Origin of the sequence: Collinsella sp. HCP28S3_E9 (assembly GCF_052065455.1) — a bacterium.
Classification (GTDB): domain Bacteria; phylum Actinomycetota; class Coriobacteriia; order Coriobacteriales; family Coriobacteriaceae; genus Collinsella.
In genome coordinates, this window is record NZ_JBQHTZ010000014.1 from 14,200 (window position 1) to 29,354 (window position 15,155).

General features: G+C 61.8%; 10 protein-coding genes. 2 read left to right on the forward strand and 8 right to left on the reverse strand.

Annotated elements, in window-relative coordinates:
- Positions 1–24 precede the first annotated feature (24 nt).
- From lgt to ACTNA2_RS07520, 4 genes are all read right to left on the reverse strand, one after another.
- Positions 25–846: a prolipoprotein diacylglyceryl transferase gene (gene lgt / locus ACTNA2_RS07505; RefSeq protein WP_441049051.1), complete on the reverse strand. Its 822-nt coding sequence runs from the start codon at positions 844–846 to the stop codon at positions 25–27.
- A gap of 109 nt (positions 847–955) precedes the next feature.
- Complete coding sequence (locus ACTNA2_RS07510; RefSeq protein ID WP_427718265.1) at positions 956–1,234, reverse strand: NifU family protein; 279 nt, start codon at positions 1,232–1,234, stop codon at positions 956–958.
- Between the two features lie 188 nt (positions 1,235–1,422).
- The gene (locus tag ACTNA2_RS07515; RefSeq protein ID WP_154514829.1) at positions 1,423–1,947 is read right to left on the reverse strand and encodes a deoxycytidylate deaminase; all 525 of its coding nucleotides are present in this window, start codon (positions 1,945–1,947) and stop codon (positions 1,423–1,425) included.
- Positions 1,948–2,039: 92 nt separating this feature from the next.
- Positions 2,040–2,891, reverse strand: a complete 852-nt coding sequence (locus tag ACTNA2_RS07520; protein ID WP_427795555.1) for a type III pantothenate kinase — start codon at positions 2,889–2,891, stop codon at positions 2,040–2,042.
- Between the two features lie 306 nt (positions 2,892–3,197).
- On the opposite strand from ACTNA2_RS07520, the gene ACTNA2_RS07525 reads away from it, so the two are divergent.
- Together ACTNA2_RS07525 and ACTNA2_RS07530 are read left to right on the forward strand one after the other, a co-directional pair.
- Positions 3,198–4,898 (forward strand): OPT/YSL family transporter, encoded by a 1,701-nt coding sequence (locus tag ACTNA2_RS07525; protein WP_441049052.1) that lies wholly within the window; start codon positions 3,198–3,200, stop codon positions 4,896–4,898.
- A 209-nt stretch (positions 4,899–5,107) separates the two neighbouring features.
- Positions 5,108–6,247, forward strand: coding sequence for a DUF389 domain-containing protein (locus tag ACTNA2_RS07530; RefSeq protein WP_441015161.1), 1,140 nt, complete (start codon positions 5,108–5,110; stop codon positions 6,245–6,247).
- A 69-nt stretch (positions 6,248–6,316) separates the two neighbouring features.
- Here the strand turns inward: ACTNA2_RS07530 and ACTNA2_RS07535 are convergent, their stop codons facing one another.
- The 4 genes from ACTNA2_RS07535 to ACTNA2_RS07550 all read right to left on the reverse strand — a co-directional run bounded on the left by ACTNA2_RS07535 (position 6,317) and on the right by ACTNA2_RS07550 (position 15,102).
- Positions 6,317–8,053: an aryl-sulfate sulfotransferase gene (locus ACTNA2_RS07535; protein WP_441049053.1), complete on the reverse strand. Its 1,737-nt coding sequence runs from the start codon at positions 8,051–8,053 to the stop codon at positions 6,317–6,319.
- 304 nt (positions 8,054–8,357) lie between these two features.
- Entirely contained in the window at positions 8,358–9,317 is a 960-nt protein-coding gene (locus tag ACTNA2_RS07540) for a 3-hydroxyacyl-CoA dehydrogenase (protein ID WP_154514839.1), read from the reverse strand.
- Positions 9,318–9,598: 281 nt separating this feature from the next.
- The gene (locus tag ACTNA2_RS07545) at positions 9,599–14,380 is read right to left on the reverse strand and encodes an acyl-CoA dehydratase activase-related protein (RefSeq protein WP_441049054.1); all 4,782 of its coding nucleotides are present in this window, start codon (positions 14,378–14,380) and stop codon (positions 9,599–9,601) included.
- 11 nt (positions 14,381–14,391) lie between these two features.
- Positions 14,392–15,102, reverse strand: a complete 711-nt coding sequence (locus ACTNA2_RS07550) for a TetR/AcrR family transcriptional regulator (RefSeq protein WP_427728052.1) — start codon at positions 15,100–15,102, stop codon at positions 14,392–14,394.
- Positions 15,103–15,155 lie beyond the last annotated feature (53 nt).

Below are 15,155 nucleotides of genomic sequence, written 5' to 3' on the forward strand. Positions count from 1 at the left end.
TCCCTTTGTGGTGGTATATGGTGGTTAGGCGTCGAGATAGATGCGCTGGGGACGGTTGCGGCGGAGGGCAAAAATGATGAGCGCCAGGCCCGCAATCACGAGTGGCAGACTCAGCAGCTGACCCATGGTGATGACGCCGCCCAGCAGATAGCCCAGCTGGGCATCGGGCACGCGCACAAACTCAATGAGGAAGCGGACGATGCCGTACCCCATCACGAACACGCCCATAAACGCACCCTGGGGCAGCAGCGGTTTTTTGCGGCTGAGCACCTGCAGAATGCAGAAGAGCACAATGCCCTCGAGAAATGCCTCGTAGAGCTGGGATGGATGGCGCGGTATATCGCCCGCGGTGCCGCCAAAGATCACGCCCCAGGGCAAATCGGTCGGCTTGCCCCACAGCTCGCCGTTGACAAAGTTGGCGCAGCGCCCCAGGCACAGGGCCAGCGGAGCACCGATAACGGCAAGGTCGGCGATGGTCCAGGCGTCGAGCTTGTACATGCGGCACACGAGCACGCCGCCGATGATGCCGCCCACCAGGCCGCCATGGAAACTCATGCCGCCTTCGTTGGTGGCAAAGATCTCGAGCGGATGCGCCCAGTAGTAGCCGTCACCGTAAAAGATGACGTAGAACAGACGGGCGCCAATGATGAGGCCAAAGACCACACCAACCACGACACTCATCAGGTCGTCGACCGTAATGTCAAAACCCCAACGACGCTGCGTGCGGTACATGACGACCGCCGTGAGCAGAGCTCCGACCACATAGGCCAAGCCGTACCAGTAGATGGTGATGGGCCCCGCCGAAATGGCGACAGGATCAAGCATATGGTAGAGGTCGTTGAGCATATCGGTCCCCCTGTTCCCTACATACAAATGCGGCCGCGGGCCTTTCGCTCGCAGCCGCACATTTGGGCATGACGTCTATGCGGAGCACATCGCCCGCAGCTTTCGCTTCTCAGAACGGCGCATACTCGTCGTACAGATCCTCGACCTCGCCGGAGGCATTGACCTGCTCGACACGCGTAACGCCGGGCACGTGCTCCTTGAGGATACGCTCGACGCCCATGGAAAGCGTCAGAGCGCTCATGGGGCAACCGGCGCAGGCGCCCTGGAGCTCCAGCTTGACGACGCCCTCGTCATCAACGCCCATATACTCCATGTCGCCGCCGTCGGCCTGCAGGTTGGGGCGAATCTCTTCAAGAACCTTCTTAAGCAGCTCTTCGTTAACAGCCACAGGGGCTCCTTTCTCACAATAACGCGGGCGCGCCCGCGGACAGAGCTATGTTACTACAGCCATGTACCCGCTCGCGAGCCGTCCATGCGCGCGGACACGACTTTCACGAGCAGTTAATTTGACAGTCAATTTGGAACGGGGCTTAATTAGCCGCTTTTGCCAACGCCCGGCGCTCGTACACGCTGCCGCTACTGCTGCGTTTGTTCCCCGGTACCAATGTGGACATCGACGATAACCTGGCGGAAGCTAATGCCACAGGAGTCGAGAATGCGGCGACTGATGCGGCCGTCGTCGGTGTCGGCGTACTTATTGTCCAGATAGACAACCTCGCCCACACCTACCTGCGCCAGGATTTTGGCACAGTCGTGGCATGGGAACAGCGTGACGTAGACCGTGGAACCCTCAAGGTCCTTGAGCGAGCCGCGGTAGTTGAGCACGGCGTTGGCCTCGGCATGAACTACGTAGTTATGCTTGTCCTGCAGCGGGTCATCGCTCGTGCCCCACGGGAAAAAGTCGTCGTTGAGCGCCGAGGGCGTACCGTTGTAGCCCACCGAAAGAATGCGGTGGTTGGTGCTGGCGATGCACGCGCCCACCTGCGTATTAGGATCCTTGCTGCGGCGCTGCGCGGCGATGGCCACGCTCATAAAGAACTCGTCCCAGCTAATAACGTCGCGGCGCTTGCCCGACGCGGTTTGATGAAGATCGTCCGACATGGCAGACACCTCCGAAATCGAAATAGTTTGGCCCATTGTAGCAGGTGAAAGGTGGGACTGTTTCCTCCCCCCCCCCGCCGACGTTCTTGGCTTTATGCGCGGCGAGGCTTTTGGTTGATGCGGTACAGCTCGGCGAGACCCCGCAGCGTCAGCGCGTCGTCTACCGTCAGGCTGTGGCCGACCAACGCCGCGAGCGCCTCGGCATCGTCGCCGGTGATGACAATGGGCACGGTGCCCTCGCCTGCCGCCTTGGTCGAGCGCATCTCGGCAAGCACCATGTCGAGCATGCCGTCGATACGGGCCACCTCGCCCAAGACCACGCCCGAGCGCATGGCCTCGCGCGTGTTGCGACCGATCACATGCGTGGGTGCCGAGGGCTCGACTTGCGGCAGGCGCGCCGCAGCGGCCGAGAGCGAGCGAGCGCCGAGCGCCAGCCCCGGCGCGATAACACCGCCGACAAAGGTTCCGCGTGCATCGATGACCTCGATATTGGTCGTAGTGCCCAGGTCGATCACGATGCACGGAGAGCCGTAGACGGCACGGGCCGCCACGGCGTCGGCGATGCGATCGGGACCGATCTCGGCCGGGTCGTCGTAGTGCACGGGCATGCCGGTCTTAAGTCCCGGCCCCACGGTGAGCACGCGCCCCGTGCAGGTACGGGAAAGTGCCGCCTTCCACGGGCGCTCGAGCGCCGGCACCACGCAGCTCAGCACTGCTGCCGCGGGAACGAGCACACCAGGCATGCCCGCATCGGCTGCCAGTGCGCCCATGACCCGCGCGAGCCTCATGCGCGCCTCATCGGCCGTAATGCTCGGCGGCGTCGTGATCTCGCACGTCGCAAGCGGGCATTCCTGCGCCGCGGCCGAATCCTCGGCAAACAGACCAAAGCGAATGAACGTGTTGCCCACATCGACCGTCAATATATATGCGCACCCATTAAGCATCGTCGGCGCTCCTTTCGTCTGCCCAGCAGTATATCGCCTACCCGAACCAGCCATCCCAGGTAGTCATTTTGGGACGGGGCTATTTTAGCTACCCCAATATGTCGGTTGATATTTGCCCCAATCCCAGATAATTCGTCGACTGTCAAAGGGTAGCTAAAATAGCCCCGTCCCAAAATGACTACCTTGCCGCTATACTGATGCGCGGTCGTGCGCGAGCTCACGCGGCGGCCCTTGGTAACCCGACTTCCCGCGCCGTATCCGTAGCGGCGCTTTCGGGGGAAGCGGATATACGCAAAGGAGTTCTATATGGGCAATCCCTCGAACCGCACTTCTATGCGCGGTCAACTTACGCTGCGCGGCGTCGTCATCGGCGTCCTTGGCTGCGTGATTATCACGGCAAGCTCGGCCTACACGGCCCTCAAGATGGGCGCCCTCCCCTGGCCGATCATTTTCGCTGCCGTCATCTCGTTGTTCTTCCTTAAGCTCATGGGCAATGCCAGCCTCAACGAGGCCAACGTTACCCACACCATCATGTCCGCGGGTGCCATGGTCGCCGGCGGCCTGGCGTTTACCATCCCGGGCGCCTGGATGCTGGGCTATGCCGACCAGATCAGCTGGCTCGACATGTTTATCGTGGCGCTCGCCGGCACCATTTTGGGCCTTCTGGCAACGGCGCTCATCCACCGTCACTTTATCGTGGACGCCGTGCTGGAGTTTCCCACCGGCAACGCCGCAGCCCAGACCCTGCGTGCTACCGAGGCCGGCGGCAAGACCGGCAAGCAGCTCTTTGGCTCCATGGCCATCGCAGGCATCTATAGCGTGCTGCGCGACGCCCTGGGCGTGGTGCCCAGCATGCTGTGCACGCTCAATATCCCCGGCGTGACCTTTGCCATCTACAACTCGCCCATGCTGCTGTCCATCGGCTTTTTGGTGGGCTTTGCCCCCGTCGCCTTCTGGTTTGCCGGCGCGCTGCTGGGCAACTTTGGCATTATCGTCGGCGGCACCGCTGCCGGCCTGTTCGATATTGTGACCGCGCAGGGTATCGTCAAGTCCTTAGGTATGGGCCTTATGATGGGCTTTGGCGTCGCCGTCGTCCTTAAAGACATCCTGCCGCAGGTCGCCGGTATCGTTCGCGGTCTTGCCGCCGACAGCTCCACCGACACCGACGAGCAGTCGCTCATCTCGGGCTCGCTTAAGCTCGACGCCGGCATCATCGGCCTGGGCACCGCCGCCATCGCCGTGATCATCGCCATCGCGCTCGACCTTGGCCCCGTCCCAGCCGTCATCGTCACGCTGTTCACCTTTGTCACCACCATCATGAGTGCGCAGAGCTGCGGCCAGACGGGTATCGACCCCATGGAGATCTTTGGCCTCATCGTCATGCTCATCGTAGCGGCCTTCGCGCAGCTTGCGCAGGTCAAGCTGTTCTTTATCGCCGGCATCGTGGCCGTGGCTTGCGGCCTTGCGGGCGACGTCATGAACGACTTTAAGGCCGGCGCCGTGCTGGGCACCAACCCGCGCGCACAGTGGATCGGCCAGGCCATCGGCGGCATCGTGGGCGCACTGGTCGCTGCCGCCGTCATGGTCGCGCTCGTCACCGCCTATGGTCCGGACGCCTTTGGTCCCGACAAGAGCTTTGTGGCCGCGCAGGCAAGCGTAGTCGCCACCATGGTCTCGGGCATCCCGAGCGTGCCGTGGTTCGCAGGCGGTTTTATCGCCGGCATCGTCATGTATTGGCTCGGCATTCCGGCCATGATGATCGGTCTGGGCGTGTACCTGCCGTTCTACATGTCGCTCACGGCCTTCTTGGGCTCCTGCGCCAAGCTCGCCTACGACAAGTGGGCAGCCCACCGCGACGCCGCCGGTCTTTCGGGCAAAGAGAAGGCTTCCAAGGATGCTGCCTTCCAGGAGCAGGGCCTGGTCGTCGCAAGCGGCCTGTTGGGAGGCGAGTCCGTCGTTGGCGTTATCCTGGCGTTTGTCTCCGTCGGCCTGAGTCTGCTGGGCTAAACCCAACAACAATGTACCCGTACAGAGCGCGGGGCCGGAGGCCATCCGGCCCCGCGCTCTGTATCTGTCGAAACACTCGGCCGCAACCGCATTTGACGTCCCCCTTACCTGCTCGTCTAAGTTTCACGTCAAGATGACCGCCCCGCCCGCCACGGTGTAGAGTACATGCTGCGAGCGCACCCGCGTTCCTGCGGCAATACGAGGTGGACATGGAACTCGACAAACAACAGATCAAGCGACTACGCAAACGCCATCACCGGCGCCACGGCATTCGACCTGCCCATAGTGAGGCCCTGGAGAACACCGGCCGCTTCCTAAAGCGCGCATTCAACATTCGCGAGGGTCGCGCACCCTATCACGTGATTCGCAAGCGCTTTGTAAACGGGGCGCGGCTGACCGGCTCGCACTTATGCATCCTCATCATCGCCATGCTCATCGCGAGCATCGGCCTCGATATCGACTCGGACATTGCCATCGTGGGCGCCATGCTCATCTGCCCACTCATGGGATCGGTCCTTGCCATGGCATATGGCATCGCCACGCTCGACCGCGAGATTGCCGTCGAGGCCGTCGCCGGCCTCGCGCTACAGATGGCCTTTTGTCTGATCACGTCCACGCTGTATTTTAAGCTCTCGCCCCTTGGCACCACCACGGCCGCCATCATCGACAACTCGACGCCCACTGTGTGGGACCTTGCTGTCGCGCTCGCGGGCGGCTTTGCGGGCGGGCTGGGCAACTCGCGTGACCAGGAACCTGCCACGCTTATCGCCGGCGTGGCCGTGGCGACCGCGCTCATGCCGCCCCTGTGCGCGGCGGGCTATGGCATCGCCATTGCAAGCGGGTCACTGTTTCTCTCGGCGCTTTATGAGTTTGGCATCAACGTGGTCTTTATCGCACTGGCTGCCGAAGCCGTGCTGCTTCTTTTGCGCGTGCCGCTCAAGCGCGACCTGAACGGCGACGGTATTGTGACTGCTGAAGAAAACGCCGAGGTCAACGAGCTATCGCGCAAGGTGCGCCGCCGCATCATCGTGGGCACGGTGATCTTTGCCATCCCCTGCATTATTATGACGGCGGGGTCTATTGGCTCGGCGCAGGCCGGCGTGCAAGACGGCTACGGCGTCACTGAAACCACGCGCGAACTTGCGGCGGTGCTGCCGGGCTTTAAGGATTACACCGTCGCCGTCGAGACCTCGGCTACCGAGGGCGACAAGGAGGGCGTTGTCGAGCGCCAGACTGTCGCTCGCGTAACGACAAGCGAGACGCTCGGGGCGCACGACCGCCGTGTTGCCCGCAAGCTCATCGACCTCAACGTACCCGAACTCGATCGCGTGGAGTTTGACGTGAAGTGATGCGGAACGTGAGGTAGGCCCGGTACGAGCGTGCGCAGCCGCGGGGCACAGGCACAGCCAAGCGCAGCGCTACAGCTCGTACTTGTACACGCGGTAGATGTACTTCTCGGCTTCCATCTCGTACGTGGCAATGGGCAGTCCATAGCGATCGTACTCGGCAAAGGTCTTGGCTATGCCCGATGCCACAAGCATGCTATTCGAATCGCCGACGCGCTGCGCACTACTTACGTAACCTGAGAACGGCACTGCGATCTGGTCCACAAGCTCGTAGGTGCGCGCGGTCTCGTCCACCGTAAAAATGCGCCCAAACGAATGCGTTCCCTTGCTGTAGTCGGTCACGACCGCAGCGCCCAGCTGGCCCCAGTCGAACTTGGGATAGCTCTCGGCAGCACCAAAGTTGTTGTCGTATAGCAGCACCTGGTAGCGACCAGTCGCGGTCGTCTCGTCGTTTGGCAGATAGGTCACACTATGCTGGCCTGCGTTGAGCGAAAAATCGCCTTGAGCCTGCAGCAACTTGTCCTCAAAGCCCGAGCCGGCCCAAAACTCTGGCGAGCCCATAAGCCAATCGACCGTAGGCGTACCGTAGATATCCGTGAGCTTGATGACCGTTGAGGTCTCGCGCGAGCTGAGCAAAACGGTGCCGCCGCCGAGCCACTGGATCGTGTTGATGTGAATCCAATCCAGGTCGCCGTCCGAGGCAACCTTGGCGCTTGCCTTGAGGTCGGGGAACATATCGCCCAGGTCCACGACGAGAGAGACGTCACCTGTTGTTATGTCGACCTTAATGATGAGGTCCTCTACATTAACGCGATCGTCCTTATCTTTTTTGGCAGCCGCGCGATCGACGTCCAAATCGGCTTCGGAGCCGGCGTGACTCGCCAGCACCAGCAGGTTGCCATCGTCATCGAAAGCGTAGTCGTGGTGTAGCTCGTAGTCGCCCGTGCTCCAGACGTTTACCACCTGGCCGATGGCGTTGATCTGGGCCATCTTGGTAGTCGAGACGCTCATGATCATGCTGCCGTCGCCCGGGAACAGCAGGCGGTGGCTGCGGTAGCCGACAATCGGCACCTCGCCGCGAATCTGGCCGTCGTTGTCGTAGAGGTACATAAAGTCGAGCTTGGACGAGTCGTTGCCCAAGATGGTAAAGAGACCATCGGCAAGCGGCGTATTGGACTCCCCCGACGTAACGGCAAGCTGCTCTTCTTCCTCGCCTTTGAGAGCCGGCGTCTTGACCGTGAACGTCGAGGTGCGGCTGATACCATCTTGTGCCGTGCAAGTGATGGTTACCGTGTTTTTGTGGTTGGGAATGAGGCCGATGACCTTGAACTCGTGTTCCGTGGCCGGCGCGTCGCCGCCGTGGGGCGTATGGGAAAACGCGGCGACCTTGGGCGTGTCACCAGTCTTTTTGCGACCGGCGACCTTGTAGGAGACGGTTACGGAATCCGTTGTCGCAAAGCGAACGTAGCAGCTCAGGGTATCGGTGCCAAAGGGATCCTGCGCTATAAATGGAGTGGTCTCGTTGTAGCCGCCGTCAGCGTACTCGGTATCGAGCCGCCCCTTAATGGCCGCCTGCTTCTCGACGTCGTAGGTCGCGACAATCTGCTTGTGGAGTTTCTTTTGCTCGTCAGTGAGCTCGTTGCTCGAAGTAGATGCGGCGCCCGTGCCGGCCCCGCCGACCGAGCAGCCCATGAGCCCTGTCCCGGCAAGCGCCAGCGTGCCCGCCGCACCCGCAAGAGCCGCTCGGCGCGAAAACAGCCTGCTGTCCTTGTCACTCAATTCCATATCGTTACCGTCTTTGAATACCATTGTTGTTCCCTCATATACCACGGCGTTTTCCCAGCCCTGTCTAATTATGACTCGCAGTTTAACAAACGCCCCTTAATGCAAGTTAAAGCTTGTAGCGATACGGAAACGCGGGGCGCGAAGGGAATCCGCAACCCTTCCGCTCCCAAGTGATCAATCGGAGCGGCCGCGATGGTGCTCGATCCAGTCCACGGCAAAGTCGACAAGTTCGCGTTGGCGCATAAAGCGGATTGTCCCGTTGCCGAGCGGCGCTGCGGCGCACTGACACTGCAAATGATACGTTTCTCAATGTTGCCGAGGAATCTTTTTAGTACTTGAAGAAGCCCTCGCCCGAGCTTTCGCCCAGCTTGCCTTCGTCGAGCATCTGCTTGAGGACGGATGCCATGGCCTTAAAGTTGTAGGGCATCATCATCTTTTTGAGCAGCGGGCTCACCAAGCCCGGCACCTTCTGATACTGCATGACGATGTTGTAGGCCGTCTGGATACCCACGGTGTCGAACACGCGGAACGGGCCCTTGGGCGCGCCAGTGCCGCGCGTCCATGCGAGGTCGATGCTCTTGGGGTCGCTGACGCCCGAGACGTACAGGTCAAGGCCCGACAGCAGCCACGGTACCAGCATGGAATTGAGCAGATAGCCGTTCTTTTCCTTGTTGACGGGCAGGGCAAGCATACGGATATCGCTGGCAAAGTCGACGAGCTCATCGAAATAGCGCTTGTCGGTCTGGTCCTGAGCCATGACCTCGGTCATGTTGTTCTTCCAGATGGAGTTGGCAAAGTGCAGCGACAGGTACTTCTCGGGGCGGCCAGTGTACTTGGCAAAGGTGCTCGGCAGCAGCGTGGAGGAGTTCGTCACGACAACGGTCTTTTGCGGGAGAACCGGGGCGAGCTTCTTGTAGAAGTCGATCTTTGCCTGGGTGTCCTCGGCCATCGACTCGATAACCAGATCGGCGTCGGCCACTGCCTTGGCAAGATCGAGCTCTAGCTTGAGTGTGGAGTAGGCACGCTCGACGGCGGCGAGCGCCGCCTCCTTATCGAAGGGCTGGTCGCTATCGGCGATACCGGCACACCACTCGCCCGTGCCGTCCGCCATGCCCTCGATAGCCGCGATGTACTCCTCGCGCACATGATCGATCTTGGGCTGAGTGCGGCCGATGCTGCCCTCGCTGCGCAGCCAGATCGTCACATCGAAGCCGCAGTAGGCAGCCTGAAAGGCAATCTGGCTTCCCAACACGCCGCCACCGGCAACACAAACGGTCTTGTAGCTCATAGGAACAGTCCTCTCTTACGTAATTCCATGGATGTGTATTTATTCAACCGTAAGGATGACACGCGCTAGAGGTGGGTTCCATAAACGGACGGTAATTTGCGGCGAACGGCTACATATGTTCATTATCTCAGGGTTCCAAGGGCGATTTTTGGTGCCACTGACACGTAGCTTTCGGAAGAGGTGATAGTTGGGGCGTTTACGCAGCATACGTCCAGCAAAAACGGGTGGTAGCCGATACGGCTACCACCCGTTTGTCTCATATCTAGCACATAGCAGGCCAACTACTTCTTAATGCCACGTCCCAGACGCTTGGCGACCGATGCAACGGCCTCCTCGCTGGCCGAGCCACAGCTCACGCAGCCATCATGGGCACGCATCAGGCCAGTGACCTCGTCCATCGCGAGCGGCGCCACCTTCTCGAGCTTAAAGCCCTTACCGGTGCGCATGTTTTCCTTGGCCACGCTGATCATGAGCTTAATGCGGTTGAGCTGGTTGACCTCGGACGCGCCGGGGTCGTAGTCCACCGCGACAATGTTGCTCTCGGGGTGCTGACGGCGCAGCTCCTTGATCACGGCCTTGCCCACCACGTGGTTAGGCAGGCACGCAAAGGGCTGCGTGCAGATGATGTTGGGCGCGCCATGGTCAATCAGGTCGAGCATCTCGGCCGTGAGCAGCCAGCCTTCGCCCATGTTGTTGCAAACCGAAAGCACCGTACGGGCCTTGTCCGCCATGGTGCCGATGCGCTCGGGCGCCTCAAAGCGGCGGGACTTTTGGAGCAGCTCCTCCACCGGCGTACGCATCCAGTCCACGAGCTTGATGAGCGCCTGCATACCAGCGCGCGTGGTTGCAGAGCTTCCGAGCTCATCCTTCTGCAGCTCGGCGTTGCTCATAGAGTACAGGAAGAAGTCGAGCAGGCCCGGCACCACGGCCTCGCAGCCCTCGCGCTCGATAACGTCGACCACGTGGTTGTTGGCTGTAGGGTGGAACTTGACCAAGATCTCGCCGACCACGCCCACGCGCGGCTTGGTGCCCTCACCCACGAGCGGCATGGTGTCGAACGCGCGGATGGCCTCGCGGCACAGCTTGGTGTAGTTGTGGCGGTTGAACTTGGGCGCCAGCTTGCGGGCGCGCGCCATGTACTCCTCGTAGAGTGCGTTGGCGGCACCGGGCGTAGCCTCGTATGGACGACAGCGATAAAGCATCTGCATCATCACGTCGCCAAAGAGCACCGCGTAGACTGCCTGCTTAAGCAGCGCCGGCGTAATCTTAAAGCCGGGGTTGTCCTCACCGAGCGCCACCGCCGAAAGCGAGATCACCGGGATCTCGGGGTGGCCGCTCTCGCGCAGGGCCTTGCGGATGAGTGCGATGTAGTTGGTGGCACGGCAGCCGCCGCCGGTCTGGCTGATAACCACGGCCGTCTTGGACAGGTCGTACCGGCCGCTCTCGATGGCCTCCATAATCTGGCCGGTCACCAAAATGGACGGATAGCAAATGTCATTGTTCACATAGCGCAGGCCGGCCTCGACGGCGTCGTGATCGGTCGAGGGCAGCAGCTCCAAGTTGTAGCCGGCACCGCGGAACACCTCTTTGACCAGGTCAAAGTGGATCGGCGCCATCTGCGGGCACAGGATGGTGTAGCCCTCCTCGCGCATCTGCTCGGTAAAGGGCACCTTGGGCCACGCGGTCGATGCGCTCTCGCGCTGAGCCTCGAACGTGTACTTGCGGCTCGCGAATGCGGGGGCATCCGTGGAGGGAGCCACCGGCGCGGCATCGCCCTGCTCGTAGGTCTCGCCCGCGGCCGCGGCCTCGGCCAAGCGCTCGGCCTCCTGGTCCTTAAGCGCGGCCATGAGCGAGCGGATGCGGATGCGCGCGGCGCCCAGGTTGGACACCTCGTCGATCTTGAGCACGGTGTAGATCTTGCCGCTGGCCTCCAGAATCTCCTGCACCTGATCGGTAGTCAGAGCGTCCAGGCCGCAGCCGAAAGAGTTGAGCTGGATCAGGTCCAGGTCGTTGCGCATCGTCACAAAACGGGCGACGGCGTACAGGCGGCTGTGGTACATCCACTGGTCGACGACGCGGATGGGGCGCTCGGGCTTCACCAGGTGCGCAAGCGAATCCTCGGTAAAGACCGCAAAGCCAAAGCTCGAGATAAGCTCGGGCAGGGCGTGGTTGATCTCGGGGTCGTTGTGGTAGGGGCGACCGGCGAGCACGATGCCGTGACCGCCATGGTCCTCGACCCACTTAAGGGTCTCCTCGCCCATGGTCTGGATGTCCTCGTGGAAGCGTGCATCGGCCTCAAAGGCAGCGTTGACGGCGGCATCGACCTCGGAGCGCGTGATCTTGGGACCGCGCACGCGGCCGCGACCAGCTTGCGCATCGGCCACGCGGTCGACGGCGAGCACCTGGTACAGACGGCGCTTGAGCTCGGTCTTGTCGTGATAGGGCACAAACGGGTACAGGAACTCGATATTCTGCTCACGGATCTCGTCGATGTTGAGCGCCAGCGCCGTGGGGTAGCTCATGACGATGGGGCAGTTGTAACAGTTGCCGGCGGTCGGATCCTCCTTGCGCTCCCAGCGCACGCACGGCATCCAGATAAAGTCGACATCGCGGTCGATAAGGTTCATCACGTGGCCGTGGCTCATCTTGGCCGGATAGCACACGCTCTCGGACGGCATGGACTCGATGCCCGCCTGGTAGGTCTTCTTGCTCGACTGGTCGGACAGCTGCACGCTAAAGCCCAAGCGCGTAAAGAACGCGTGCCAGAAGGGGTAGTTCTCGTACATGTTGAGTGCGCGCGGGATACCCACGGTGCCGCGCGGGGCCTCGTCGGGGCTCAGCACCTCGCGATTAAAGAGCAACTCGTTTTTCTTTTTGAAGAGGTTAGGGGCCTCGGTCTTTTGCTTTTTGTGGCCGGCGCCCTTCTCGCAGCGGTTGCCGGTAATGAAGCGCCTGCCGCCGCCAAAGTCGTTGACGGTGAGCTGGCAGTTGTTGGAGCAACGGCCGCAGCGGACGTGCTTTTGCGTCACAGTGAGGTGCGCGATGTCCTCGGCCGAAAGGATGGTCGAGGTGCCGTCGGCGCCAGCGCGATCACGGGCGAGCAAGGCCGCACCATAGGCGCCCATGCAGCCGGCGATGTCGGGACGCACGGCGTGAACGCCGGTGAGCTGCTCAAACGCGCGCAGCGTGGCATCGGACATAAAGGTGCCGCCCTGGACGATCACCTGGCTTCCGATCTCCTTGGGATCGCGCAGCTTAATGACCTTGAACAGGGCATTCTTAATGACGGAATAGGACAGACCGGCCGCGATGTCGCCCACCGTGGCGCCTTCCTTTTGCGCCTGCTTAACACGCGAATTCATAAAGACCGTGCAGCGACTGCCCAGGTCCACCGGAGCCTTGGCATGGATGGCGGCGTCGGCGAACGCGCGCACGTCCATGTTCATAGAGACGGCGAAGCTCTCGATAAAGCTACCGCAGCCCGACGAGCAGGCCTCGTTGAGCATGATGTGCTCGATAACGCCGTCCTTGACGCGCAGGCACTTCATGTCCTGACCGCCAATGTCCAGGATAAACTCGACGCCGGGCAGGAATGCCTTGGCTCCGCGCAGGTGCGCGACGGTCTCGATCTCGCCGGAATCGGCCTTGAGGGCCTCGATGAGCAGCGCCTCGCCGTAACCCGTGGTGGTCACGTGGCCGATGGTGCAGCCGGCGGGGATGTGGTTATAGAAATCGGCCATGATGACCTTGGCCGTACCCAGGATGTCACCGTTGTTGTTGCCGTACCAGGTATGCAGCAACTGGCCGTCCTCACCCACAAGCGCGGCCTTCATGGTGGTGGAACCGGCGTCGATACCGATGAACACGCGACCGGTGTAGCCTTCGAGCTTGCCCTTGGGAACGACCTCGGTGTCGTGGCGGGTCTTGAACTCGGCAAAGTCCTCGTCGGTGGCAAAGAGCGGATCCAGACGCTCGACCTCGGCGCCCTGTGTGTCACCCAGGGCATCGATGGCCTCGATGAGCTGCGGGAACGTGCTGAGCTTATTGGACTCGTGCGCCATGGCGGCACCGCTCGCCACAAACAGGTGAGCGTTTTGGGGCACGATTCGGTGCTCCTCGTCCAGGTTGAGCGTGAGGTAGAAGCGATGGCGCAGCTCGGAGAGATACTGCAGCGGGCCGCCCAGGAAGGCGACGTTACCGCGGATGGGACGGCCGCACGCCAGGCCCGAGATGGTCTGGGTCACGACGGCCTGGAAGATGGAGGCGGCCACGTCCTCGGGGCGGGCGCCCTCGTTGAGCAGCGGCTGGACGTCGGTCTTGGCAAAAACGCCGCAGCGGCTGGCGATGGGATAGATGGTGGTGGCGTTGGCCGCGAGTTCGTTGAGGCCGCTGGCGTCGGTGTGCAGCAGGGTTGCCATCTGGTCGATGAACGCACCCGTACCGCCGGCACAGGTGCCGTTCATGCGCTGCTCGATGCCGTTATCGAAGTAGATGATCTTGGCGTCCTCGCCGCCCAGCTCGATGGCGACATCGGTGGCCGGGATGAGGGTCTCGACGGCGCGTTTGCTGGCGATGACCTCTTGGACAAACTCCAGGTCGAGCCACTGGGACAGCAGCAGACCGCCCGAGCCGGTAATGGCGCAGGTCATCTGGGCCGTCGGCAGCACAGTCGCGGCGCCCTCGAACAGATCGCGGGCGCAAGCGCGAACGTCGGTGTGATGGCGCTGGTACTTGGCGTAGACGATCTGGTTGTCATCGTTGAGCACGGCGAGCTTGACGGTGGTGGAGCCAACGTCGATGCCCAGGTGCAGATTGCCGTGGGCGTTGTCGGGGTTGAAGATCGCGCCTTCGGGGGCGTGGGCGGCGGCTGCGGGCTCGGCGGCGGTGGCGGGCTCGCTAGCGACGGACGTCTCCCCTGCCGCGTTCTTGGCATCGGCAACTGCCTCGGCAACTTTCTCGGCAGCCGCGGTCGCGGCCTTCTGCGCGGCGTCCACCACGGTGGGCGCAGCCTCGCGTGCGGCGGCGACCATGCGGTCCTTGATGCCCTCGACGAGTTTGCTCATTGTCTCTCCTCTTAGTTGTTGGACTCGACGGTTGCGGGGGTGTCGGCCGCGTCCTCGAGCTGCAAGTTCAATAGCTTCATGCCGTACTCCGGCACGTTGATATCGATGGGTTGGCCATACAGGTCACCAGGGCGCACAAAAGCGAGCACCGTCATCATACGCGCCATGGCCTCGGGCGATTCGGTGAGCCCGCGCTCAAACCAGCGCTGAATCATGCCGACCTCGGCACTCACGACGTAGGTGACGTAGTAGTCAAAGAACGTGCCCAGCGCCAGGCCCAAAATGCCCGTCTGCGCACGCGGCACCACAGCCTCACGCGCGGTGTCGATAATCCTTTTAATGAAGGCCTGGTCGCCGCCCGGACCCAGCAGCGCACCGATCAAGTCGCGGTTGGCCGCAAGATAACGCAGTAGCTCAACCGAACCGGGCGCCGGCTCGAGCTCATCGATGTTGTGATAGAGATCGGGCAGCCGAGCTGCGGTGATGAGCTCAATACGCTCACGGATCTCGGCCAGCAAGCCGTCCTCGATTTGATTGATAAAGTCGGGGATATCGCGGTAGTGCGAATAGAACGTACGGCGCGTGAGGCCAGCACGCTCGGTGAGCGAAGCGACGTTAATGCGCGAAAGATCGCCGCTTTCGGCTAGTTCGCTGGCAAGTGCCTGGCGAAGGGCACGCTGCGAGCGAAGGGACCGGCGATCGCATTTCTCGAGCTGGGACAAGCGTCCTCCTTGTTACTCTGCCTGTGCGCTATTGCACAGTGCGAGTATTATTG

Excerpts from the sequence above, each read along its gene's own strand:
- lgt (WP_441049051.1), bottom strand. The coding sequence starts at position 846 with ATGCTCAACGACCTCTACCATATGCTTGATCCTGTCGCCATTTCGGCG.
- ACTNA2_RS07535 (WP_441049053.1), bottom strand. The coding sequence starts at position 8,053 with ATGGTATTCAAAGACGGTAACGATATGGAATTGAGTGACAAGGACAGC.
- ACTNA2_RS07525 (WP_441049052.1), top strand. The coding sequence starts at position 3,198 with ATGGGCAATCCCTCGAACCGCACTTCTATGCGCGGTCAACTTACGCTG.
- ACTNA2_RS07530 (WP_441015161.1), top strand. The coding sequence starts at position 5,108 with ATGGAACTCGACAAACAACAGATCAAGCGACTACGCAAACGCCATCAC.
- ACTNA2_RS07520 (WP_427795555.1), bottom strand. The coding sequence starts at position 2,891 with ATGCTTAATGGGTGCGCATATATATTGACGGTCGATGTGGGCAACACG.
- ACTNA2_RS07540 (WP_154514839.1), bottom strand. The coding sequence starts at position 9,317 with ATGAGCTACAAGACCGTTTGTGTTGCCGGTGGCGGCGTGTTGGGAAGC.
- ACTNA2_RS07545 (WP_441049054.1), bottom strand. The coding sequence starts at position 14,380 with ATGAGCAAACTCGTCGAGGGCATCAAGGACCGCATGGTCGCCGCCGCA.
- ACTNA2_RS07515 (WP_154514829.1), bottom strand. The coding sequence starts at position 1,947 with ATGTCGGACGATCTTCATCAAACCGCGTCGGGCAAGCGCCGCGACGTT.